Raw genomic sequence first — 23,267 nt, forward strand, 5'->3', positions numbered from 1 at the left:
GCAACGGGCGCCAACGCGGCGCCCCGCCCAGACCGCACGCGGCGCCGGCCGCCTGCGGTCTGTGCAGTGACGAAGGCATCCCGCCCACCCTTGCCCTACAATTCGCCAACATCCTGTAACCTTCGTAATTAACCGAAAAATACGCGGCTGGACTGTTGCAGACGCCGCAACGTACGATCACGCATCCCGTCGCGGGACCGCGCCGCGAGCCGTGAGCGCCGTCAAAAAGGCCTCGCCGATCCGTGATGATTCCGCATTGCGTTAACATCTCTGTCCCGCGCCTCGGATAGCATCGCGCTAAATATTGCGCGGCGCGCGCCGCCACGACCGCCTGACATGCCGACCATATGCCGGCCCGCCGTCTTTCTAACGGCGGCGACCGTATCGGCGGCTCACATCACAAAGCCAGCCACCTGACCGAACCGATGGACGAACAACAAAAGCACCCGGAAACCCAACGCCCTGCCGCTTCCCAGCCGTCCGCGAGCGGCGCGCAATCGAGCGCGCCCGGCGCGGTGAAACGCCACCGCGGCCGCACCGTCGCGCTGATCGTCGCGGCGCTGGTCGTGCTCGGCGTCGTACTGTGGCGCTGGCATCCGTGGGCCGGGCCCGGCAGCGGCGCGAGCGCGCCGGGTGCCGAGAGCGGCGCGCGCAGCGGCCGCCTCGGCCGGGGCGGTCCGAACGCGATGGCCAACATGCCGCAGCCGGTGCACGTCGCTGCCGCGACGCACGGCGAGATGCCGGTCGTGCTGACCGCGCTCGGCACGGTCACGCCGCTCGCCACCGTCACGGTGCTGCCGCAACTGAGCGGCGTGCTGCAGGACGTCTATTTCAAGGAAGGCCAGATGGTCAAGAAGGGGGACGTGCTGGCCCAGATCGACCCGCGCCCGTATGAGATTTCGCTGCGCAACGCCGAGGGCACGCTGGTGCGCGACCAGGCGCTGCTCGCCACCGCGCGTCTCGATCTGAAGCGCTATCAGACGCTGCTCGCGCAAGACTCGATCGCGAGTCAGCAGGTCGACACGCAGGCGTCGCTGGTGCGGCAATACGAAGGCACGGTGAAGGCCGACCAGGCGAACGTCGACAGCTTCAAGCTCGACCTCGTGTACGCGCGCATCACCGCGCCGGTGTCGGGGCGCGTCGGTCTGCGTCAGGTCGACCCGGGCAACTACGTGACCTCGGGCCTCGCCAACGGCATCGTCGTGATTACGCAGCTCGATCCGATCAGCGTAGTGTTCTCGACCTCCGAAGACAATCTGCAGCAGATCATCCAGCACACGCGCAACGGCGAGTCGCTGTCGGCCACCGCGTACGACCGCAGCAACACGCATCCGCTCGAAGTCGGCTCGCTGAAGACGATGGACAACCAGATCGACACGACCACCGGCACGATCAAGCTGCGCGCGATCTTCGAGAACAAGGACAACGGCCTGTTCCCGAACCAGTTCGTCAATACGCGCCTGCTCGTCGATACGATCAAGGACGCGGTGATCGTGCCGACCTCGGCGGTGCTCAACGGCTCGATGGGTGCCTTCGTGTACGTCGTGAAGCCCGACAACACGGTCACCGTGCGCCAGGTCAAGGTCGGCCCGGTCGATGGCGAGCGCACCAGCATCCAGTCGGGTCTCGCGGTCGGCGAGCGCGTCGTGACCGACGGTTCGGACCGGCTGCGCGAAGGCGCGAAGATCACGATCCCGGCCGAACGGCCGCGTGGCGCGTCCGGCGCGCACGGCGCGAGCGCTCCCCCGGGCGCCGCGGCCGCCTCGGGCGCGCACGAGCGTCGCGGCCGGCGCGCGTCGCAAGCATCGCAATAAAGTAAAGCCACGGCACTTACCGCATGAATCCATCCCGCGCTTTTATTCTGCGTCCCGTCGGCACCGCGCTGCTGATGGCGGCGATCATGCTGGTCGGCCTCGTCGCGCTGCGCTTTCTGCCGCTGTCCGCGCTGCCCGAGGTCGACTATCCGACGATCCAGGTGCAGACCTTCTATCCGGGTGCGAGCCCGGACGTGATGACCTCGTCGGTGACGGCGCCGCTCGAGCGGCAGTTCGGGCAGATGCCGTCGCTGAACCAGATGTCGTCGCAAAGCTCGGCCGGCTCATCGATCATCACGCTGCAGTTCAGCCTCGACCTGCCGCTCGATATCGCCGAGCAGGAAGTCCAGGCGGCGATCAACGCGGCGGGCAACCTGCTGCCGTCCGACCTGCCCGCGCCGCCGATCTACGCGAAGGTCAACCCGGCCGACGCGCCGATCATTACACTCGCGATCACGTCTAAAACGCTGCCGCTCACGCAGGTGCAGGACCTCGCCGACACGCGTCTCGCGCAGAAGATCTCGCAGGTCGCGGGGGTGGGTCTCGTGAGCCTGTCGGGCGGCCAGCGCCCGGCGATCCGCATTCAGGCGAACCCGCGCGCGCTCGCCGCGTACGGGCTGAATCTCGACGACCTGCGCACCACCATCTCGAACCTGAACGTCAACACGCCGAAGGGCAATTTCGACGGCCCGACCCGCAACTACACGATCAACTCGAACGACCAGCTGACCGACGCCGACGAGTACAAGAGCGCGGTCGTCGCATACAAGAGCGGCCGCCCGGTGATGCTGACCGACGTCGCGAGCATCGTGCCGGGTCCGGAGAACACGAAGCTCGGCGCATGGGTTAACGACACGCCCGCGATCATCCTGAACGTGCAGCGCCAGCCGGGTGCGAACGTGATCCAGGTGGTCGACAGCATCAAGGCGCTGCTGCCGCGCTTGCAGCAGTCGCTGCCCGCCGCGCTCGACGTCGAGGTCGTCACCGACCGCACCACGACGATCCGCGCGTCGGTGCGCGACGTGCAGTTCGAACTGGCGATGTCGGTCGTACTGGTCGTGCTGGTGATGTACCTGTTCCTCGCCAACATCTACGCGACGATCATTCCGAGCCTGTCGGTGCCGCTGTCGCTGATCGGCACGCTCGCCGTGATGTACCTGTGCGGCTTCTCGCTGGACAATTTATCGCTGATGGCGCTGACCATCGCGACCGGCTTCGTCGTCGACGACGCGATCGTGATGATCGAGAACATCGCGCGCTACGTCGAGGAAGGCGACAGTGCGCTCGAAGCCGCGCTGAAGGGCTCGAAGCAGATCGGCTTCACGATCATTTCGCTAACGGTCTCGCTGATCGCGGTGCTGATTCCGCTGCTCTTCATGGGCGACGTGGTCGGCCGCCTGTTTCATGAATTCGCGATCACGCTCGCGGTGACGATCGTCATTTCGGCGGTCGTGTCGCTGACGCTGGTGCCGATGATGTGCGCGAAGCTGCTGCGCCACACGCCGCCGCACGACAGTCACCGTTTCGAGGCAAAGGCGCACCGCTTCATCGACTGGGTGATCGCGCGCTACGCGGTTGCCCTCACGTGGGTGCTGAACCGTCAGCGCTCCACGCTGGTCGTAGCTGTCCTCACGCTGGTGCTGACCGGCCTGCTGTACGTGTTCGTGCCGAAGGGCTTCTTCCCGGTGCAGGACACCGGCGTGATCCAGGCGATCACGCAGATGCCGCAGTCGGTGTCGTTCGCGTCGATGGCCGAGCGCCAGCAGGCGCTCGCCGACCAGATCCTGAAGAACCCGGACGTCGAAAGCCTGACCTCGTTCATCGGCGTCGACGGCAGCAATATCACGCTCAACAGCGGCCGCATGCTGATCAACCTGAAGCCGCGCGACGACCGCAGCAACACCGCGAGCGAAGTGATCCGGCAGTTGCAGAAGGACGTCGCGCATATTCCGGGCGCGTCGCTGTTCATGCAGCCGGTGCAGGACCTGACGATCGACTCGACGGTGAGCCCGACGCAGTATCAATTCATGCTGACCGATCCGAACATCGGCGAATTCACGACGTGGGTGCCGAAGCTGGTCGAGCGCCTGAAGCAGTCGCCCGAACTCGCGGACGTCGCGACCGATCTGCAGGACAACGGCCGCTCGGTATTCATCGAGATCGACCGCGCGACCGCCGCGCGCTTCGGCATCACGCCGGCCACGATCGACAGCGCGCTGTACGACGCGTTCGGCCAGCGCATCATTTCGACGATCTTCACGCAGTCGAACCAGTACCGCGTGATTCTCGAAGCGCAGCCGACGATGCAGCACTACACCACGTCGCTGAATTCGATCTACCTGCCCTCTTCGACGTCGGCGGGCGGCCAGGTGCCGCTGTCGTCGATCGCGAAGTTCATCGAGCGGCCCGCGCCGCTGCTGGTCACGCACCTGAGCCAGTTCCCGGCCACCACGGTGTCGTTCAACCTCGCACCGGGTTCATCGCTCGGCGCGGCCGTGAAGGCGATCGAACAGGCCGAAAAGGACATCGGCCTGCCCGCGTCGTTCCAGACGCGCTTCCAGGGCGCGGCGCTCGCGTTCCAGGCGTCGCTCGCGAACACGCTGTTCCTGATCCTCGCGGCGATCGTCACGATGTACATCGTGCTCGGCGTGCTGTACGAGAGCTTCATCCATCCGATCACGATTCTGTCCACTCTTCCGTCGGCCGGCGTCGGCGCGCTGCTCGCGCTGCTGATCACCGGCCACGATCTCGACATCATCGGCATCATCGGCATCGTGCTTTTGATCGGTATCGTGAAGAAGAACGCGATCATGATGATCGACTTCGCGCTCTACGCCGAGCGCGAGGAAGGCAAGCCGCCGCGCGAGGCGATCTACCAGGCATGTCTGCTGCGTTTCCGGCCGATTCTGATGACCACGCTCGCCGCGCTGCTCGGCGCTCTGCCGCTGATGCTCGGCACCGGCGCGGGCTCGGAGCTGCGCCGGCCGCTCGGTATCGCGATCGCCGGCGGCCTGATCGTGAGCCAGCTGCTGACGCTGTTCACGACGCCGGTGATCTACCTCGCGTTCGATTCGCTCGGCCGCAGGCTGCGCGCGCGCTTTAACCGCGGCAGTTCGTCCGGTAGCGCCACACCGCCCGCCACCGATGCAGGGAACTAGGCGATGAACCTGTCGCGTCCGTTTATTTCCCGCCCGGTCGCCACCACGCTGCTGGCGATCGGCATCGCGCTGTCGGGCGTCTTCGCGTTCACCAGGCTGCCGGTGGCGCCGTTGCCGCAGGTCGACTTCCCGACCATCTCGGTGCAGGCGACGCTGCCGGGCGCGAGCCCGGAGACCGTCGCGACCAGCGTCGCGAGTCCGCTCGAGCGGCACCTCGGCTCGATCGCCGACGTCACCGAGATGACGTCGCAAAGCTCGGTCGGCTCGACGCGCATCACGATGCAGTTCGGCCTGAACCGCGACATCGACGGCGCCGCGCGCGACGTGCAGGCCGCGATCAACGCGGCGCGCGCCGACCTGCCCGCGAGCCTGCGCAGCAATCCGACCTACCACAAGGTCAACCCGGCCGACGCGCCGATCCTGATTCTCGCGCTGACGTCGAATACGCGCACGCCCGGCCAGCTCTACGACTCGGCCGCCACGGTGCTGCAGCAGTCGCTGTCGCAGGTGCAGGGGGTCGGCGAAGTGGACGTGAGCGGCTCGGCGAATCCGGCGGTGCGCGTCGAGCTGATGCCGCATGCGCTGTCGCATTACGGCATCGGCCTCGAGGACGTGCGCGCGGCGCTCGCGTCGGCCAACGCGAACAGCCCGAAAGGGGCGATCGAGTTCGGCGAGAACCGCGTGCAGCTGTACACCAACGACCAGGCCACCAAGGCGTCGCAGTACAAGGATCTCGTCATCGCCTATCGCAATGGCGCGCCGGTCAAACTCTCCGACATGGGCGAGGTCGTCGATTCGGTCGAGGACCTGCGCAACCTCGGCCTCTTCAACGGCAAGCAGGCGGTGCTCGTGATCCTGTACCGGCAGCCGGGCGCCAACATCATCGAGACCGTCGACCGCGTGAAGGCGATGCTGCCCCAGCTACACGCGTCGCTGCCCGCCGACGTCGAAATCTCCCCGACCTCGGACCGCTCGACGACGATCCGCGCGTCGCTGAAGGACACCCAGCGCACGCTCGTGATCGCGGTCGCGCTCGTTGTGATGGTCGTGTTCCTGTTCCTGCGCAACTGGCGCGCGACGCTGATTCCGAGCGTGGCCGTGCCGATCTCGATCATCGGCACGTTCGGCGCGATGTACCTGATGGGCTTCTCGCTCGACAATCTGTCGCTGATGGCGCTGACCATCGCGACCGGCTTCGTCGTCGACGACGCGATCGTCGTGCTCGAAAACATCTCGCGCCACATCGAAGACGGCGTGCCGCGCATGAAGGCCGCGTTCCTCGGCGCGCGCGAGGTCGGCTTCACGGTGATGTCGATCAGCATCTCGCTCGTCGCCGTGTTCCTGCCGATCCTGCTGATGGGCGGCATCGTCGGGCGGCTGTTCCGCGAGTTCGCGCTGACGCTGTCGCTCGCGATCGCGGTGTCGCTGATCGTCTCGCTGACACTGACGCCGATGATGTGCTCGCGCCTGCTGCGCGAGCCGCACGAGAAAAAACAGGAAAGCCGCTTCGGCCGCTGGCTCGAACGCGGCTTCACGTCGATGCAGCGCGGCTACGAGCGCACGCTCGGCTGGGCGCTGCTGCATCCGAGGCTGATCCTGCTCGTGCTGCTGCTGACCATCGGGCTGAACGTCGTGCTCTACATCATCGTGCCGAAGGGCTTCTTCCCGCAGCAGGACACCGGGCGTCTGATCGGCGGCATCCAGGCCGACCAGAGCACGTCGTTCCAGGCGATGAAGGGCAAGTTCTCGCAGATGATGGAGATCGTCAGCAAGAACCCGGCGGTCGACAGCGTGGTCGGCTTCACCGGCGGCCGGCAGACCAACTCGGGCTTCATGTTCCTGTCGCTGAAGCCGAAGAGCGAACGCAAGCTGTCCGCCGACCAGGTGATCCAGCAGTTGCGCGCACCGCTCGGCGACGTGGCCGGCGCGCGCACCTTCCTGCAGGCGGTGCAGGACATCCGCGTCGGCGGCCGGCAATCGAACGCGCAGTATCAGTTCACGCTGCTCGCCGATTCGACGCCCGATCTGTACAAGTGGGGGCCGAAGCTCACCGAGGCGCTGCAGGCGCGCAAGGAGCTCGCGGACGTGAACTCCGACCAGCAGCAAGGCGGTCTCGAAGCGATGGTGACGATCGACCGCGCCACCGCCGCGCGCCTCGGCATCAAGCCCGCGCAGATCGACAACACGCTGTACGACGCGTTCGGCCAGCGCCAGGTGTCGACGATCTACAACCCGCTGAACCAGTATCACGTGGTGATGGAAGTCGCGCCGCGCTACTGGCAGAGCCCGGAAATGCTGAGCCAGATTTACGTCAGCACCTCGGGCGGCAGCGCGAGCGGCGCGCAGACCACCAACGCGCCGGCCGGCACCGTGACGTCCAGGGCGACCAGCACGGGCGCAACGACGAGCGCGGCAACCGGCGGCACCGCAGCCACCACCGCGACGAGCGCGGCCAGCATCGCGGCCGACTCCGCGCGCAACCAGGCGATCAACTCGATCGCGGCGAGCGGCAAGTCGAGCGCGTCGTCGGGCTCGCCGGTGTCGACCGCGAAGGAAACGATGGTGCCGCTGTCGGCGATCGCGAGCTTCGGGCCGGGCACCACGCCGCTGTCGGTCAATCACCAGAGCCAGTTCGTCGCCTCGACGATCTCGTTCAACCTGCCGCCGGGCGTGTCGCTATCCACCGCCACGCAGGTGATCTACGACACAATGGCCGAAATCGGTATGCCCGCCACGATCCACGGCAGCTTCCAGGGCACCGCGCAGGCGTTCCAGCAGTCGATGTCCGATCAGCCGATCCTGATCCTCGCCGCGCTCGCGGCGGTGTATATCGTGCTCGGCATCCTGTACGAGAGCTACATCCACCCGCTGACGATCCTGTCGACGCTGCCGTCCGCGGGCGTCGGCGCGCTGCTCGCGCTGCTGCTGTTCAAGACCGAGTTCAGCATCATCGCGCTGATCGGCGTGATCCTGCTGATCGGCATCGTCAAGAAGAACGCGATCATGATGGTGGACTTCGCGATCGACGCGTCGCGCAAAGGGTTGTCGTCGCGCGACGCGATCTACCAGGCCTGTCTGCTGCGCTTCCGGCCGATCATGATGACCACCTTCGCCGCGATGCTAGGCGCGTTGCCGCTCGCGTTCGGCAGCGGCGAAGGCGCGGAGATGCGCGCGCCGCTCGGCATTTCGATCGTCGGCGGGCTGATCGTCAGCCAGATGCTGACGCTCTATACGACGCCGGTCGTGTATCTGTACATGGATCGCATCCGCGTGCGCTGGGAGGCGAGAAAGGCGCGCCGCACGGGTGGCGCGGCGCCGACCTCGTCATGATGTCGTGAAGGCGGCGCTCACAGCTTCTGCTCGATGGCCAGCGAAAAGATCCGCTGCCATCGGCGCGCCGCCCGCTCGTTCGACATCGGCACGAGCCACTCGCCGCGCCGTGCGTCCTTGACCTTCACGGCGAGCCGCGCCTGCGCGTCGCGGCCCTGTGCTTCGGCGCCGAGCAGATCCGCGAAGATATACGCGCCCTGCTCGTCGCCGACGCGAATCTCGCAGAGCCGCTTGGCCGCCGCGAGCCGCACCGACCCCCAACTGCCCTTCAGCTCGTGCGTCCAGTCGCCGTCGCGCACGTTCGGCGCGACTTCGCGGCGCCGCTGCCGCCAGTAAGCGAGCGCACCGGCAATCAGCAACGCAACCAGGACCGCCACGCCTTCCGCCACCGCTAGCCCGAAACTGGCCTGCAACGCAGCGAAGGCGCGTACCGCGCCGTACCCCAGCGCAACCAGCGCGATCAACGCAACGAGAATCGGCATCGCAAGCTCGTCCGGTAAATGGTTTTGCCTGGCACGGGCCTGACACGAGCAATGCGCGATGCCGGCGCGGCCCCTTCACTGACCCTTGTGCGCGGCCGCCCATTCCTTGAGCGCGTTCAGCGTGTTCTCGACATGCTTGTCGGGCTGCAGGCTCGTGTATTCGTAGATGATCTTGCCGTCGGGCGAGATCACGTACGACACGCGATTCGCCATGCCGGCCTTCATCGGCATGGCCGCGTCGTATGCGTCGATCACCTTTGCGTCGGCGTCGGCCGCGACCGGGAATTTGCTGCGGCATTCGCTGATCGAGAACTTCGTCAGCGTATCGATGTTGTCGTGCGATACGCCGATCACAGTCGCGCCGTACTTTTTGTACTCGTCGACCGCATCGGCGAACTCGTGCGCCTCGATCGTGCAGCCCTTCGTGAACGCGGCCGGATAGAAGTACAGCACGACCGGCCCCTTCTTCAGCTGATCGGCGAGCGAATACGTGTAGGTCTTGCCGCCGAGCGAGGCCTCGGCAGTGAACGGCGGTGCCGTATCGCCGGGTTTCAGGGTTGCCGAGGCGAGCGGCGAATGCATTGCGAATCCGAACACCATGACGGCGGCCAATACCGCCGGTATGTGTTTTGTCTTCATCTGCTCCTCCATGCGTGAGCGCACGCAGTTGATCCCGTCCATCGAACACAGCTTCGGCCGGCGTGACAGGCCGCCGCTGAACGGCCTATTGGACCACGAATGCGCACGCGGCGTCGGTCGCCGCCAGGACCACAAGCCAATCGAAAGAATGCGGCGCGCGGGCCCGGCGCATCACGCGTCCGGCTCCGCCACGTGCGCGCCGAACCACGCCGCCGCCGACAGGTTCAGCTGCGATAGCACGTCGGGCGTCAGCGCGTGGAAGCCCGCCGCCGTCGCGACCGGCGCGGCGTCGCCGCCCTCGCCCGCGACCTCGGCGATCAGCAGCAGCGCGCCCAGCTCGCCCTTGCGCGCGACGATCGCCTCGCGGATCTGCGGCGCGAGGCCGAGCTTTTCGAGCACCGCGTCCGGGGTGCTGTCGAGCACGATGTGCACCAGCGAAAAAATCCCGGTCATGAACGCGGCATCGGCGAATTCGCCGTCGGCCGGACGCAGCCAGTTCGCGGCGAGCTCCATGAAGCGCGAGCGCGTCGCGGCCAGTTGCACGAGCGGATCGGCGCGCCACGGCAGGTCGCCGGTATCCGCGTACAGCAGCAGTTGCGCCCAGCGCGCGATCTGCCGGGTGCCAGTCGCGATGATCGCCTCGCGCAGCGACGCGATGTTGCGCCCGAGGCCGAACGCGCTCGAATTGACGAGCCGCAGCAGTTGCACGACCACGCCCGGATTGACCTTCAGCTCCGCCTCGAGCTCGACGATGCCGGCGTCGCGCGAGAGCAGCGCGAGCAGCCGCAGCAGCCCCGGGCGCAGCGAGCGGTTGCGCGGCGCGGCCAGCACCTGCGGCCGCGCGAAGAAGTAGCCCTGAAACAGATCAAAGCCGAGCTCGTGCGCGAGCGCGAAGTCCTCGCGCGTTTCGACCTTCTCGGCGAGCAGCGTCTTGCCGTAGCCGCGCAAGGCCGACGCGAGCTCGGCGACCTTGCGGCGCGGCGTTTGCAGGAAGTCGATCTTGACGATGTCGGCGTACGGCAGCATCGCCTTCAGCTCGTCGGTCAGGTCGTGCACGTCGTCGAGCGCGACCTGGAAACCGGCGCAGTGCAGCTCGTCGAGCCGACGCGCGAGCGAGGCGTCGTAACGCACGGTTTCGAGGATTTCGAGCACGAAGCGCTCGGGCGGCATCAGATGGACGATGTCGCTAAAGAGCAGCGCGCGGTCGATATTGACGAAGCCGCGATGCTGGCCGAGCACGGCCGGCACGCCGATTCCGCCGATCGTGCGCGCAACCACCTGCGCGGTGGCCTGCGCGTCGTCGCTGATTTCGGCGTAGTTGTAGGTGCCGGCGCGGAACAGCAGCTCGTACGCGTGAAGCGCCCCATCGCGATCCAGAATCGGCTGGCGGCCGACGTAGACATACTGCGGGACCGCGTCCGGGTGCCCGCGCTCAGGATAGCCGGCCGACGCGCCGGCGGAGACATCACGCACCTCGACGTCCCGCGGGACGGGCCGTGGGGCGCTGGCGGACCTGATGACGGAGCGTTCGAAGATGGATCATCGGTGCAAGGTTCGGAAAGTCTACGCAGCGCGACGCCATCAGCGTCGCCAAATTAAGGGAGATTCGCCGTATTAACGGCCGCGAAGCGGCGTCACTTTAACTGAATCGTCCCAGCGACGGCACCGGGCGCCTCATTACCGGATCTTTTCTCCGCGCGCAGCTAAAGATTTCCCCGCTTGCGTCGTTATCTCGTTCTGATGGGGCGGCCTGCTATTTCCCGGCCGCCCGGACCGGCGGACAAGCAGCCCAGCCCGCGGACGAACCCAGGTTGCCAGCGACGAACATGGAAGCGAACACGATCACCGCGCCCCGCCGGGGCTCCTTGCGCACGGTCATCGACCGGCTGCGGGCGTTCGGCCGGCGCGAGGACGACGACCGGCCGAGCAGCGCGAACCGCCCGCCCCCACTGGAACAGGTGGTCGGCGCGGTCGACCTGCTTGCGCACGTCGACGATGCGTTGCGCTTCATCTACGTGTCCGACGCGAGCCTGCGCTTCATCGGCTATCACCGCGAATACCTGAAAACCGCGACGCTGCCCGATCTGGTCGCCCCCGCCGACGTGCCGCGCCTCGATGCGCTGCTCAAGCAGGCGGCAGCCTCGGGCAGCGTCGAGAAAGCGACGCTCGGGCTCGTCAAGTCGCTGACCTATCCGATCACGGTCGAGTTGCGGGTCGTGCGCAGCAACCATGACGGCGTCGACGGCTACGCGATCGCCGGCTTCGACGTGTCGTCGTGGCGCGCGACCGAAGAGCGGCTGACCCAGGCGCTGCATCTGGACCGGCTGACCAGTCTGCCGAACCAGTCGGGTCTGGTGCATGCGCTGCTCGACGCACAACAGAAGGCCGACGCGCACGGCACGCCGGTCGCGCTGCTGCTGCTCGATCTCGACGACTATCAGCGGGTGAACCGCGCGCTCGGCTACGACGCCGGCGACGAGATGCTGCGCGATACGTCACGGCGCCTGTTGAACATGACGAGCCCGAACGAAACGATCGCGCGGATCGCCAGCGACGAGTTCGCGATCCTCGTGAAGCCGGCCGCGAGCCGCACCGACGCGGCCGCCGCCGCCGAAGCGCTGGCGCGGCGCCTGTTGACCGCGATCCAGCAGCCGTATGTGTTCAACGGTCAGCAGGTCCACCTGTCGGCCAGCATCGGCATCGCCCTGTACCCGGACGTGCGCCACGCCAACGACACCGGCGGCCACGACACGCACCTGCTGCGCTGGGCCGACCACGCGCTGCTGCAGGCGAAGGCCGCGGGCGGCAACACGCTCGCGTTCTACGTGCCGGACGACAACCCGGCCGACGCCGAGCGTCTGAAGCTCGAGGCCGACCTCTACGACGGCGTACGCAACGGCGAGTTTTCGCTACACTTCCAGCCGATCACGAGCAGCCGCACGCGGGGCGTGGTCGGTGTCGAGGCGTTGATCCGCTGGACGCATCCGGTGCACGGCCTCGTGCCGCCGTCGATGTTCATTCCGCTCGCGGAGTCGATCGGGCTCATCAACTTCCTCGGCAACTGGGTGATGAAGGTCGCGTGCATGCAGCTGATCCAGTGGGACGCGAAGGGCATCCCGCTGCAGTACGTGGCCGTCAACGTGTCGCCGCAGCAGTTTCGCGATCCGCGCTTCAAGGACTCGGTGCGCGAGGCGATCGAGCTGACCGGCATCGATCCGCGCCGGCTCGTGTTCGAGATCACCGAAAGTCTGCTGATGCACGACCCGGCGCACGCGAAGGGCTTGCTCGAAGACCTGACCGCGATGGGCATCCGCTTCGCCGTCGACGACTTCGGTACCGGCTATTCGAGCCTCGCGTACCTGCAGCGCTTTCCGCTCGCGAAGCTGAAGATCGACCGGAGTTTCGTCGAGAATCTGCTAACCTCGCGAAACGATCAGGCAATCGTTAGCGCTGTCGTCGGCCTTGCGCAGACGCTCGACCTCGAACTGGTTGCCGAGGGCGTCGAAACGGAAGCGCAGCGCACCCTGCTCACCGAGATGGGCTGCGATCACATTCAGGGCTGGCTCGTCTGCAAGGCGCTGCCGTCCGAAGAGCTCGCGCAGCGCTTCGAAACGCGCGAGCTTCAGCTGCACGGCGCGTAACGGGCGATGCAGACACGACGCCCAGGCAGCGGAACAAGCCGGCTCACGACCGGCACGGCATTCACTGGAACACGTATGGCTTTTGCGGGACACACATGGTAAAGGCGGCAGTGCTCGACCGGCTCTGGACGCGAATGAGCGAGCGCGGCGATTTCCCTATGCTGTCGCAATCGCTGCGCACCACCATGGCGGCAGTGACCAACGACGACCTCGACTTCACCGGCCTCGTGCAAGTGGTGCTGTCGGACTTCGCGCTCACGCAGAAGGTGCTGCGGCTCGCGAACTCGGCGATGTACATGGCGTTCGGCGGCAATATCACGACCGTGTCGCGCGCGCTGATGGTGCTCGGCATGGATGCGGTCGGCCACCTCGTGGTCGGTCTGAAGATCGTCGATCACTTTCATCAAAGCGTGCCGCGCCGCATCGACGCGAAACTCGAGTTGAACCGCACGCTGCTGTCGGGCTGCGTCGCGCGCAAGCTGACCGAGCGCGGCGACCTGCGCGCCGGCGAGGAAGCGGTGGTCTGCACGCTGATGCGGCAAATCGGCAAGCTGCTGGTCGTGTTCTATCTCGACGCCGAGTGGGACCAGATTCGCCGCCATATCGACGGCGGCGCACTCGAAGCCGATGCGTGCGTGCTCGTGCTCGGCGTCACCTTCGATGAAATCGGCGCCGAAGCGGCGGTTCGCTGGCGCCTGCCCGACACGATCCGCTCCGGCATGGGCGAGTTCGATCCGGAGGACGTGACGCAACCGCGCCAGGTGCAGTGGCTGCGCGCAATCACCAACTACTCGACCGCGGTCGCCGACGTGCTCACGCAGCAGAACATGCCCGAGGGCGAGCGCGAGGCACGCATCGGCGAGCTTGCGCACGAGTACGGCAGCGCGCTGAACACCGACCCCGAGGTGCTGCTGCAGATGAGCGTCGCGCTCGCGCGCGAGGATGGCGGCGACAGCGTGATGCGCGAAATCGTCGAGCTGCGCGCCAATGCCGATGCGATCGCGCGCGAGGCGCTCACGCCCGAGGCGCGCATCGAGGTCGGCGTGAAGGACTTGCGCGGCCTGCCCGAGGGCAGCCCGCTCGCGCCGGCGCTCGCGATGGCCGCCGAGACTGTGCTCGCGGCGCTCGGCTTCGCGCGCACCGTGGTCTACGTCAAACATAGCAACGGCACGTTCAGGGCGCGTCTCGGCTTCGGGCCGAAGATCGACGTGGCGCTGCCGAAGCTCGCGTTCAATACCGCGTTCGAGCCCGACGTGTTTCATCTCGCGATCGCGAACTCGGTGGGCATTTTCATCGAGAATGCGCGCGATCCGAAGATGGTCGCGCGGCTGCCCGAGTGGTTCCGGCGTTCGTTCGACGACGCGCGCGCGTTCGTGCTGCTGCCGATCATCGACGAAACCGATCAGACCGTCGCGCTGCTCTACGGCGACTGGTCGCATACGCAGGAGGCGCGCCGCATCTCACAGAAGGAGATGGGCGTGCTCAACGAACTGGCAAAGGAGTTAGGACGTTTTTTCGGCCGGGGGCAGATGCGGGAAATGGAGACGATGTGAAGACCTGGCGTGATCGCTGATCACTCCGCTTCACTTTGATTCTTTCCGTGTTTGCCCGAAAACGATTTTATGCGGGCATCCGTGGGGCTTTCACCCCACTCAATCCTCGATCCGCTCCAGCCCTTCCGCGCTGCGATCCGCAACACCGGCCCACGCGCCGGCCGCGAGACCCATCTGCGCGACCTCTTCCAGCGTCAACGGCGCAAGACGTTCGGACAGCGCGGCGACGCGCTCCCATGCGCCGCCTTCGAGCGCCTCGACCGCGCTCAGCAACAGACCCAGCCTGCCCTCGCGATGCAGGATCGCGGCCTGGATCGGCCGCGACAGCGTGAGGATATTCAGCGTTTTCTCGAGCGAGCCGCCGAACACCGCATCGACGAACGAAAACACGCCGGTCAGGAAGGCCGCGTCGGCTTCGTCGCGGCCCGCCTCGGGCATGCGCTCGATCGCGAGCTCCATGAAGCGCGCGCGCGTGGCCGCGAGTTGCAGCAGCGGATCGTCTTCGAGCGCGACCTTGCGGCCGTCGGCATAGAGCAGCAGCTGCGTCCAGCGCGCGATGCGATCGGTGCCCGTCGCGTTGATCGCGTCGCGCAGCGTCGTCACCTTGTGACCGACCGCGAGGCCGCTCGAATTCGCGAGCTTCATCAGATGCATGACGAGCACCGGATTGAGCTTCAGCTCGGCCTCGAGCTGCGCGACCGTCGGGTCGCCCGCGAGCAGTTGCAGCAGATTGAGCAGCGCGTGGCGCGGCGCGCTGACGCTGCGCGTCGACGCGCTTTGCGCCCGCGCGAAGTAATAGCCCTGGAAGCGGTCGAAGCCGAGTTCATGCACCGTTTCGAAGTCGGCCTGCGCATCGAGACCCGATGCGAGCAGCAGCTTGCCCGCCGACTTCAGCACGCTCGCGAGCTTCGACAGCAGCGCGCGCGGCGTGCGCGGGACGTCGATCTTGACGACTTCGGCGTACGGCAGCAGCTTCGCGAAAGTCTCGTCGGGCTGCGTGACATCGTCGAGCGCGAAGCGGTAGCGACGGCCATGCAGATACACGATACGCGCGATCAGCTCGTCATCGACTTCGAGCGATGAAGGCAGCTCGAGCATGAAGCGCTCGGCGGGCAGTCTCAGGATCGCGTCGTCGAGCAGCAGCTCGCGGCTCACGTCGACGTAGGCCGGATGGCCGGTCAGCGCGCCGCGCACGTCGCTTTGCACGAGCCCGCGCACGATCGCGCGCGCGACGCGTTGCACCGGCGTAGGCTCGCGGCCCGGCAACGCGTCCGCGTCGGCATGAGGATCGGTATTGGTTCGCGGGGCGCTGAGGTCTGCGTCGGCGAGCGGCAGCTCGGGCGCTCGCACCTTGATCTCGTACCCGCACAGCATGCCGTCCCGATTCAGAATGGGCTGCCGCGCGTAGCTGGCGATGAGCGACGCGTCGTCGGTCGTGCCGCTGTGGCTCAGAGTCTCGATTGCGATGGTGGTCATTCCGGTCCCCCGCTCGGCGCCGCTGGCGCCTGGCCGCTATGTTCTGTTTTTCGCTGCACATAGGCGCGTTTCCGTGACGTTGGAAGCTCGTCGACGCGCGGCAGCGTGCGTCGCAATTTTATCGCAGCGTCATTGGGCACGAACAGGCTTACAGGGCAATATCTCGAAATATTTGTTGAACGTTTGCGACACGCGTGCAAAAAGCAAAACGGCCGCATCAGCGGCCGTTTTGCACAATTAGATGCAGCGTTACTTCAGCACGACTTTCACGTCGAAGTATTTGGCGGCGAGATGGTCGATCGTGCCATCGGCCTTCAGCTCCTTCAACGCGCCGTTCAGCGCATCCTTGAGCGCCTTGTCGTTCTTGCGCACGCCGTAGCCGACACCCGCGCCAAGCAGCTTGTCGTCGCTCACGGCCGGACCGGCGAACTCGAAGCCCGCGCCTTGCGGCTTCTTCAGAAAGCCCTTCGATGCCGCTTCGGCGTCCTGGAACGACGCGTCGAGACGGCCCGACGCGAGGTCCGCGTAGATCTGGTCCTGAGTCTGATACGGCACGACGTCGACACCGGCCGGCGCCCAGCGCGCCTTCGCATAGGTCTCCTGGATCGTGCCCTGCAGCACGCCGACGTGCTTGCCCTTCAGCGATGCGGGCGTCGGCTGCAGAGCGCTGCCCTTCTTCGCGATCATCTGATTCGGGATCGTGTAGATCGGATCGGTGAAGTCGATCGCCTGGCGACGCTGGTCGGTGATCGTCATGTCCGAGTTGATCGCGCTGAACTTGCGCGCTTCGAGCGCCGGAATCAGACCGTCGAACGAATTCTCGACCCACACGCATCTGGCCTTCAGCTTCGCGCACACGGCATTGCCGACGTCGATGTCGAAGCCTTGCAGCTCGCCCGCGGGCGACTTCGATTCGAACGGCGCGTACGACGCTTCGACGCCGAAGCGCACTTCCTTGATCTCAGCAGCCGACGCGGTGCCTGCGGTCAACGCCGCCGTCGCGAACAGCGCGAGCGCGGCCAGGTTGGGCCAATTCTTCTTCATTACGGGTGTTCCTTTACGGTGTTGACTGAAACGGAGCCGACTTCGCGCGCACAGGCGGATGACGCCTGCCGCGCTTCGGACTCGCGCGGCCGGCGTAACCGGTAGGTGCGTCAGCCGCGAAGCCCGCGATTGTACACGGAACCTGTCTAGACAAGCTTGGGCAGCGTCTCGGCGGTGGTATCGACGACCAGCAGACCGGCGCGCAGGCCGGGCTTGACCGCCGGGTTCGGAAACACGATGCGCTCTTCGTCGCGCTGCACCGTGTATTGATAGTCACCGTCGCGCGCGAGCAGGGTGCCCTTGGCGAGCGGCGTGAAGTTCGGCACGTCGGGCGCGAGCAGCAGCTCGAATGCGTCGCTTTGCTTGGTCAGCTGATCGACGACGGTGAACACGCGCGGCAGCGTGGCTTGCGCGTCGCCGTGTGCGTTCATTCGGGTGCCGGCCAGCAGCGCGCGCACCGCGAGATCCGCGCCCTCGAAGCGCGTCAGGTCGTTGTGGCCGAACGGCCGCACCTTGCCGAGTTCGAGCGTGCACGCATCGGCGCCGCACGCTTGCGCGGTGAAGTGCGAATAGGTGTTGCCCTTCGTCGTGTGCAGCAGCACCGCGCTGATGCGCGCGTCGCCGAGCCATTCGAACATCGCCCGCGAAAAGGGCTTGCCGGTATGCGGCAACAGCGCGAAGCGCTCGAATACCGACGCGCGGATCGCCGTATGCATGTCGATATGCCAGCGCGCGCCGGGCGCGTCGGACGCGTCCGCGAAAAAGCGCGTTGCGGCCTGTTCGAGCGCGGCCGCGCGCGGCGCTTCATGACTGTGCGGCAGTTGCAGATGACGGCCGCTGAAGAGCCGGTTCAGATCGTCGTCGCGATAGCGGCCGCCGTCGCGCATCGCATCGATGTTGCCGAGAATCACGAGCAGCCGGCACGCGAGCGCCGCGCGGCCCTGTGCGATATCGGCGACGATGCGCGACAGCAGTTCGATCGGCGCGGTCTCGTCGCCATGCACGCCGGCCGAGACGAGCACGCTGCGCACGCCTGCATGCCGCTGTGCGGGCTCGATGACGAGCACGCCGTCGCCCTGCCACGTCCAGCGCACACCGTTCCCGCACGTGCCTTGCGCTCGATGCGCGGCAGGCCGCGAACCCGCGAGCGTCCACGCGAGAAAATCGTCGAGCATCGCGCTCGGGGCCGACATCGCGTAATCAGCGCTGGAAGTCATACAGCGAGCCCAGAGCGAGGATTTGCGTCAGCTCATCGAGCGCGGTGCGCGATTCGACCAGCAGTTGCGGATCGCTGAGATCGGCCGGTGCGAGACGATCGCGATAGTGCTTTTCGATCCACGCATCGAGACGGCCGAACAGCGTGTCGTCGATCCATACGCCCGGCGCAACCGCCGCGCGCTCGGTGTCGTCGAGTACGACGCGCAGACGCAGACAGGCCGGACCGCCCCCGTTCTTCATGCTCTCGCGAAGATCGAACACGAGCACTTCGTCGATCGGACCGCTGTGCGAAGTCAGCTCATCCAGATACGCGGCGACGCGCGGATTTTCGCGGCACTCCTGCGGCACGACCAGCACCTGCTTGCCATCGGGCCGAGTCAGCAGCTGGCTGTTGAACAGATACGACGTCACCGCATCGGCGACGCTGACCTGCGCGTCGGGCACTTCGATCACGTTGAAGCCCGCGTGAAGGTTCGCGAGCTTCGAGCGCAGGTCGTCGTACACCGCTTGCTGATCGACGAACGCGAGCTGATGGCAGAACAGTGTGTTGCGATTGCCGACCGCGATCACGTCGTTATGAAACACGCCCGCGTCGATCACTTCGGGGTTCTGCTGTGCATACACGGTCGCCGCTTCCTGCAAGCCATGACGATGCGCAACCGCGCGGCTCGCCTCGAACGTCTGGCGCGCCGGATAGCGCTTCGGCTCCGGCCCACGACGATACTCGCTGCGGCCGTACACGAAGAATTCGACGCCGCGCGCCTTGTACTGCTCGCAAAAGCGCGTGTGATTCGCCGCGCCTTCGTCGCCGAGCGCGGGCGTGCCGGGCAGCGCCTCGTGCACGACGAAGCGGTCGGTGTCGCTGAACATCGCCCGCAACGTGCGGCGCGTCGATTCATGCTCGATCGCGCGATGCAGCTTGCTGCACAGATTGGCCGGCGTGAAATGCACGCGGCCGTCGTGCGTATCCGCGGACGGGCTCACCGTCGCGGCGTTCGCGGTCCACATCGCCGAGGCCGAACTCGCCGCCGCGAGCAGCTCGGGCGCGTTCTTCGCGACGCGCGCGATCACCGAAGCGTCGTCGCCGGAAAAACCGAGCTCGCGCAACAGCCGCATCGACGGACGCTCTTGCGGCGGCAGCACGCCCTGATGAAAGCCGAGGTCCGCGAGCTGCTTCATCTTGCGCAGACCCTGGCGCGCCGCGGCCTTCGGATTCGCGACCGACTTCTCGTTGCTCTGCGACGCGACGTTGCCGAACGACAAGCCCGCGTAGTTGTGAGTCGGGCCGACCAGGCCGTCGAAATTGGCTTCAGTGGCTTGCAGCATCGTCGATCCTTAGAATTGAAGGCCCGGCGAGACGCTCGCGGGCATGTTCAGTTGCGCGCTTTCGACAGAGGCCATCGGGTACGCGCAGTAATCGGCCGCATAGTACGCGCTCGGCCGATGATTGCCCGAGCGGCCCGGCCCGCCGAACGGCGCGCCCGACGAAGCGCCATTGGTCGGCCGGTTCCAGTTGACGATGCCCGCGCGAATCGTGCGCTGGAAATGCGTCCACAGCGCTTCGTCGTCGGCGAGCAGGCCCGCGGACAGACCGAACTCCGTGTCGTTCGCCTGTTCGAGCGCATCGTCGAAGTTGCGGTAGCGGATGATCTGCGCGAGCGGGCCGAAGTGCTCCTCGTCGGGCAGGTCCTTCACGCCGGTCACGTCGAGAATCGCGGGCGTGACGAAGCCGAGTTGCGGATCGCGCTGCTCCATCTTCAACAGCGCCTTCGCGCCGCTCGCGAGCAGACGTTCCTGCGCGCTGATCAAACGCGAGGCCGCGCGCGCCGACACCACCGCGCCCATGAACGGCTGCGGCTCGGCGTTGTATTCGCCGACGCCGATGCGCGCGGTCACTTCCGTCAGGCGCGCGAGAAAACGCTCGCCGAACGCATCGTCGGGCACGAAGATGCGGCGCGCGCACGTGCAACGCTGCCCCGCCGACAGAAACGCCGATTGGATCGTGTGATGCACGGCGGCGTCGAGGTCCGCGACCGGGCCGATCACGAGCGGGTTGTTGCCGCCCATTTCGAGCGCGAGCACGATCTCCGGCCGGCCGCCGAACTGTTTGTGCAGCAATGTTCCCGTATCCGAACTACCGGTAAAGAACAGTCCGTCGATCTGACGGTGATTCGCGAGCGCGACGCCGGTGTCCTTCTCGCCCTGCACCAGATTCAGCACGCCGGCGGGCAGCCCCGCATCGCACCAGATCTGCACGGTGAGCGCCGCGACGCCGGGCGCCAGTTCGGACGGCTTGAACACGACCGCGTTACCGGCGATCAGCGCGGGCACGATATGCCCGTTCGGCAGATGGCCCGGAAAGTTGTACGGGCCGAACACCGCGACCACGCCATGCGGACGATGCCGCAGCACCGCGGTGCCATCGGCCATCGCCGAGCGCTTTTCGCCGGTGCGCTCGTTGTACGACTGGATCGAGATCTCGATCTTCGCGGCCATCGACGCCGCTTCGGTGCGCGCTTCCCACAGCGGTTTGCCGGTCTCGCGGCCGATCGCTTCGGCGAGCGCTTCCTTGCGCTCGGTCACGAGCGCGGCGAAGCGGCGCACCACCGCGCAGCGCTCGTCGAGCGTCAGTGCCGACCATGCGGCGAATGCGCGGCGCGCGCTGCGTACCGCGCGATCGACGTCGTCCGCCGATGCGCTATTGCCTTGCCACACCACCGCGCCCGTGCCGGGATTGTGCGACGCGAACACGGGTCCTGTGCCGGCGACCCACTCACCGGCGATGAAAAGCTCGCTCATGATCATCCTTGTTTGTGTTTCACCGGCAGCACCCGCAGCGGATCGCCTGCCTTTACCCGAAGCGCGTCGGCTTCGGCCGCGCTGAGGCGGAACACGCCGTTGCGCGCCACGCCCGCCACGACCCCGACGCGAAAATCGCCGAGCGACGTATTCGATACCATCGACTTCAGTCCGTCCTGCGCGGCCGGCTCCGCTGCGTCGCCGATCTCGGCCGCGACCAGCACGCTCTCGCGCACGGTGCGCAAATCGGCGATATGGCATTCGAGCACCGGACCCGCATCGAAAATATCGACGTGGTTCTCGTAGCGCAGCCCTTCGGCTTCGAGCATGCGGCGCGCGGGGATCGTGTCGCTATGCGTGAGGCCGACGCAGCGCTGTGCTTCTTCCGGCAACAGCTCGACGTACACCGGATAGCGCGGCATCAGCTCGGCGAGAAACGCCTTGCGGCCGTGCGAGCTCAGATAGTCGGCGGCGTTGAAATCGATCTGATAAAAGTGCGAGCCGACCGCGCGCCAGAACGGCGAGGTGCCCTGCTCGTCGAAATGGCCGCGCAGCTCCGCGCATAAACGCTGCGGAAAGCGCTCGCGGAACTGCGCGAGAAACATGAAGCGCGAACGCGACAGCAAGCCGCCGACGCCGCTCGTGCGATAACGCGGGCTCAGGAACAGCGAGCACACTTCCGCATAACCGGTGAGGTCGTGCGAGATGTTCAGCGCGTGCATGCGGGTCCAGATGCCGAGATCCTGGCTCGCGTGCACGACCGTGCTCACGCGATAGTTGTAGAACGGCTGCTGCAGCCCCACCTCTGCTTCGATCCCGCAGACACCGGCCACGTCGCCGGTCGTGGTGTCTTCCATCACGAAGAAATAGCCGGCCTCGTGCGGCTCGGCCCGATCTTCCATCGTGCGGCGCGCGCGTTCGACACGCGCTGCGAGCGCATCGCGATCCGGCTTGAACGTGGTCAGGCCCGGCCCGGTTTCCTGCGCGAGCCGCATCAGCGCATCCACATCGCCTCGTTGCACTACGCGAACGACGATCATTGCGCGTCTCCAGATTGTTCATCCTGCGGCTGATGCAGCGGCACGCACCGCACCGTATCGCCTTCGCGCACCCCGAGCGCGGCGAGCGCCGCCTGCGACAACACGGCGCCCGACTCCTTGCCGGGCGCGAGCTCGCCGAGCACGCAACGGAACTCGCCGTCGGCGCCGTTGTGCGCGATCAGGTAGGTTGCACCGTGCGGCGCCGGTGCCTCGCGCACGACGCGCGTTTCGTTGTGCTTCACGCTGACGCTGCGATCCATCTGCGCGGTCAGCACCGGACCCGCGTCGAAGATATCGACGTAGCGATCGGTCTCGAAGCCTTCCTCGAGATGAATCTCGTACGCGAGCAGCGCGTTCGCATCCGGCTCGCCGAGCACGCGCTGCGCCGCTTCGGGCAGCAGCGGCACATACACCGGATAGGTCGGCATCACTTCGGCGATGAAGGTGCGGCTGCGGCCGCCCGATTCGACTTCGATGTCCGCGAAATTGCGGCCGAAGAACTTGCGGCCCACCGCTTCCCAGAACGGCGACATGCCGTTTTCGTCGGTGACGCCGAGCAGCAGCGAGAACACTTCGGGCGTGAAGCGCTTGCGATTCGCGGCGATATACATCATCCGCGCGCGCGACATCAGTTGCGCGGCTGCGTCGCCGCGCAGCGACGGGTCGATGTAGTAGCCCGCGAGCCGGCTCTTGCCGGTCAGCTCGTGCGACATCGTCAGTGCGTGAATCTTGCGATTCACGTGCAACTCACGTGACGCATGAATCAGCGCGTCGTTGCGAAACACGTAGAACGGGTCCGCGTAACCGGCGGCCGCGACGATGCTCGCGGTTCCCATCAGCTTGCCGGTGTCCGAATCTTCGAGCACGAACAGATAGAACTCTTCGCCCGGAAAATCGACTTCCGCGCGAAATGAGTCTTCGGACAACGCGACGCGCGCTTCGAGCGCGCGCCGGTCGTGCGGCAGGGAATGCAGCACCGGTTGCGCGGTGCGCGCCATATGCTCGAGCGCATCGAGATCGGCAAGGCGGGCGGGACGTACGAAGTACATCATCGTTCCTGTTGAATGTGACGC

The 23,267-nt window shown here is 66.5% G+C and carries 15 protein-coding genes; 5 read left to right on the top strand and 10 right to left on the bottom strand.

The window, feature by feature from the left end; all coding sequences use genetic code 11:
- Positions 1-425 precede the first annotated feature (425 nt).
- Genes QFZ94_RS24255 through QFZ94_RS24265 form a run of 3 tightly spaced genes read left to right on the top strand, consistent with a single transcriptional unit; the run spans position 426 to position 8,302 of the window.
- Positions 426-1,814 carry an MdtA/MuxA family multidrug efflux RND transporter periplasmic adaptor subunit gene (locus QFZ94_RS24255; protein WP_368585580.1) on the top strand — a complete coding sequence of 463 codons (1,389 nt, stop codon included), beginning with the start codon at positions 426-428 and terminating at the stop codon, positions 1,812-1,814.
- Between the two features lie 23 nt (positions 1,815-1,837).
- Entirely contained in the window at positions 1,838-4,972 is a 3,135-nt protein-coding gene (locus QFZ94_RS24260) for an MdtB/MuxB family multidrug efflux RND transporter permease subunit (protein ID WP_429460124.1), read from the top strand.
- A gap of 3 nt (positions 4,973-4,975) precedes the next feature.
- A complete protein-coding gene (locus QFZ94_RS24265) occupies positions 4,976-8,302 on the top strand; it encodes an efflux RND transporter permease subunit (RefSeq protein ID WP_368585578.1) in 3,327 nt (1,108 codons plus the stop codon).
- 17 nt (positions 8,303-8,319) lie between these two features.
- Here the strand turns inward: QFZ94_RS24265 and QFZ94_RS24270 are convergent, their stop codons facing one another.
- The 3 genes from QFZ94_RS24270 to QFZ94_RS24280 form a co-directional block, all read right to left on the bottom strand.
- On the bottom strand, positions 8,320-8,784 hold the full coding sequence (locus QFZ94_RS24270; RefSeq protein WP_410848985.1) for a hypothetical protein: 465 nt from the start codon (positions 8,782-8,784) through the stop codon (positions 8,320-8,322).
- A gap of 75 nt (positions 8,785-8,859) precedes the next feature.
- On the bottom strand, positions 8,860-9,423 hold the full coding sequence (locus QFZ94_RS24275) for a peroxiredoxin (RefSeq protein WP_429460126.1): 564 nt from the start codon (positions 9,421-9,423) through the stop codon (positions 8,860-8,862).
- Between the two features lie 171 nt (positions 9,424-9,594).
- A complete protein-coding gene (locus tag QFZ94_RS24280; RefSeq protein ID WP_429460129.1) occupies positions 9,595-10,896 on the bottom strand; it encodes an EAL and HDOD domain-containing protein in 1,302 nt (433 codons plus the stop codon).
- 353 nt (positions 10,897-11,249) lie between these two features.
- On the opposite strand from QFZ94_RS24280, the gene QFZ94_RS24285 reads away from it, so the two are divergent.
- Positions 11,250-13,064 (top strand): putative bifunctional diguanylate cyclase/phosphodiesterase, encoded by a 1,815-nt coding sequence (locus tag QFZ94_RS24285; protein ID WP_368585574.1) that lies wholly within the window; start codon positions 11,250-11,252, stop codon positions 13,062-13,064.
- Positions 13,065-13,159: 95 nt separating this feature from the next.
- Entirely contained in the window at positions 13,160-14,617 is a 1,458-nt protein-coding gene (locus QFZ94_RS24290; protein WP_368585573.1) for an HDOD domain-containing protein, read from the top strand.
- 99 nt (positions 14,618-14,716) lie between these two features.
- Here QFZ94_RS24290 and QFZ94_RS24295 read toward each other — a convergent pair whose 3' ends face one another.
- The 7 genes from QFZ94_RS24295 to aruF form a co-directional block, all read right to left on the bottom strand.
- Positions 14,717-16,093: an EAL and HDOD domain-containing protein gene (locus tag QFZ94_RS24295; protein WP_429460132.1), complete on the bottom strand. Its 1,377-nt coding sequence runs from the start codon at positions 16,091-16,093 to the stop codon at positions 14,717-14,719.
- 249 nt (positions 16,094-16,342) lie between these two features.
- Complete coding sequence (locus QFZ94_RS24300; protein WP_429460134.1) at positions 16,343-17,137, bottom strand: ABC transporter substrate-binding protein; 795 nt, start codon at positions 17,135-17,137, stop codon at positions 16,343-16,345.
- Between the two features lie 146 nt (positions 17,138-17,283).
- Positions 17,284-18,354, bottom strand: coding sequence for a succinylglutamate desuccinylase (astE, locus tag QFZ94_RS24305; protein ID WP_429460136.1), 1,071 nt, complete (start codon positions 18,352-18,354; stop codon positions 17,284-17,286).
- Positions 18,338-19,678 (bottom strand): N-succinylarginine dihydrolase, encoded by a 1,341-nt coding sequence (gene astB, locus QFZ94_RS24310; RefSeq protein ID WP_429461903.1) that lies wholly within the window; start codon positions 19,676-19,678, stop codon positions 18,338-18,340. Before astB ends, astE begins: the two co-directional genes overlap by 17 nt.
- Before the next feature lie 12 nt (positions 19,679-19,690).
- Entirely contained in the window at positions 19,691-21,154 is a 1,464-nt protein-coding gene (gene astD, locus QFZ94_RS24315) for a succinylglutamate-semialdehyde dehydrogenase (protein ID WP_429460138.1), read from the bottom strand.
- Between the two features lie 2 nt (positions 21,155-21,156).
- Complete coding sequence (gene astA / locus QFZ94_RS24320; RefSeq protein ID WP_410848991.1) at positions 21,157-22,194, bottom strand: arginine N-succinyltransferase; 1,038 nt, start codon at positions 22,192-22,194, stop codon at positions 21,157-21,159.
- The gene (gene aruF / locus QFZ94_RS24325; RefSeq protein ID WP_368585612.1) at positions 22,191-23,243 is read right to left on the bottom strand and encodes an arginine/ornithine succinyltransferase subunit alpha; all 1,053 of its coding nucleotides are present in this window, start codon (positions 23,241-23,243) and stop codon (positions 22,191-22,193) included. The genes astA and aruF overlap by 4 nt, the downstream gene beginning before the upstream one ends.
- Positions 23,244-23,267: the final 24 nt, after the last annotated feature.

The sequence above is a fragment of the Paraburkholderia sp. JPY465 genome, assembly GCF_050436725.1.
GTDB lineage: Bacteria > Pseudomonadota > Gammaproteobacteria > Burkholderiales > Burkholderiaceae > Paraburkholderia > Paraburkholderia youngii.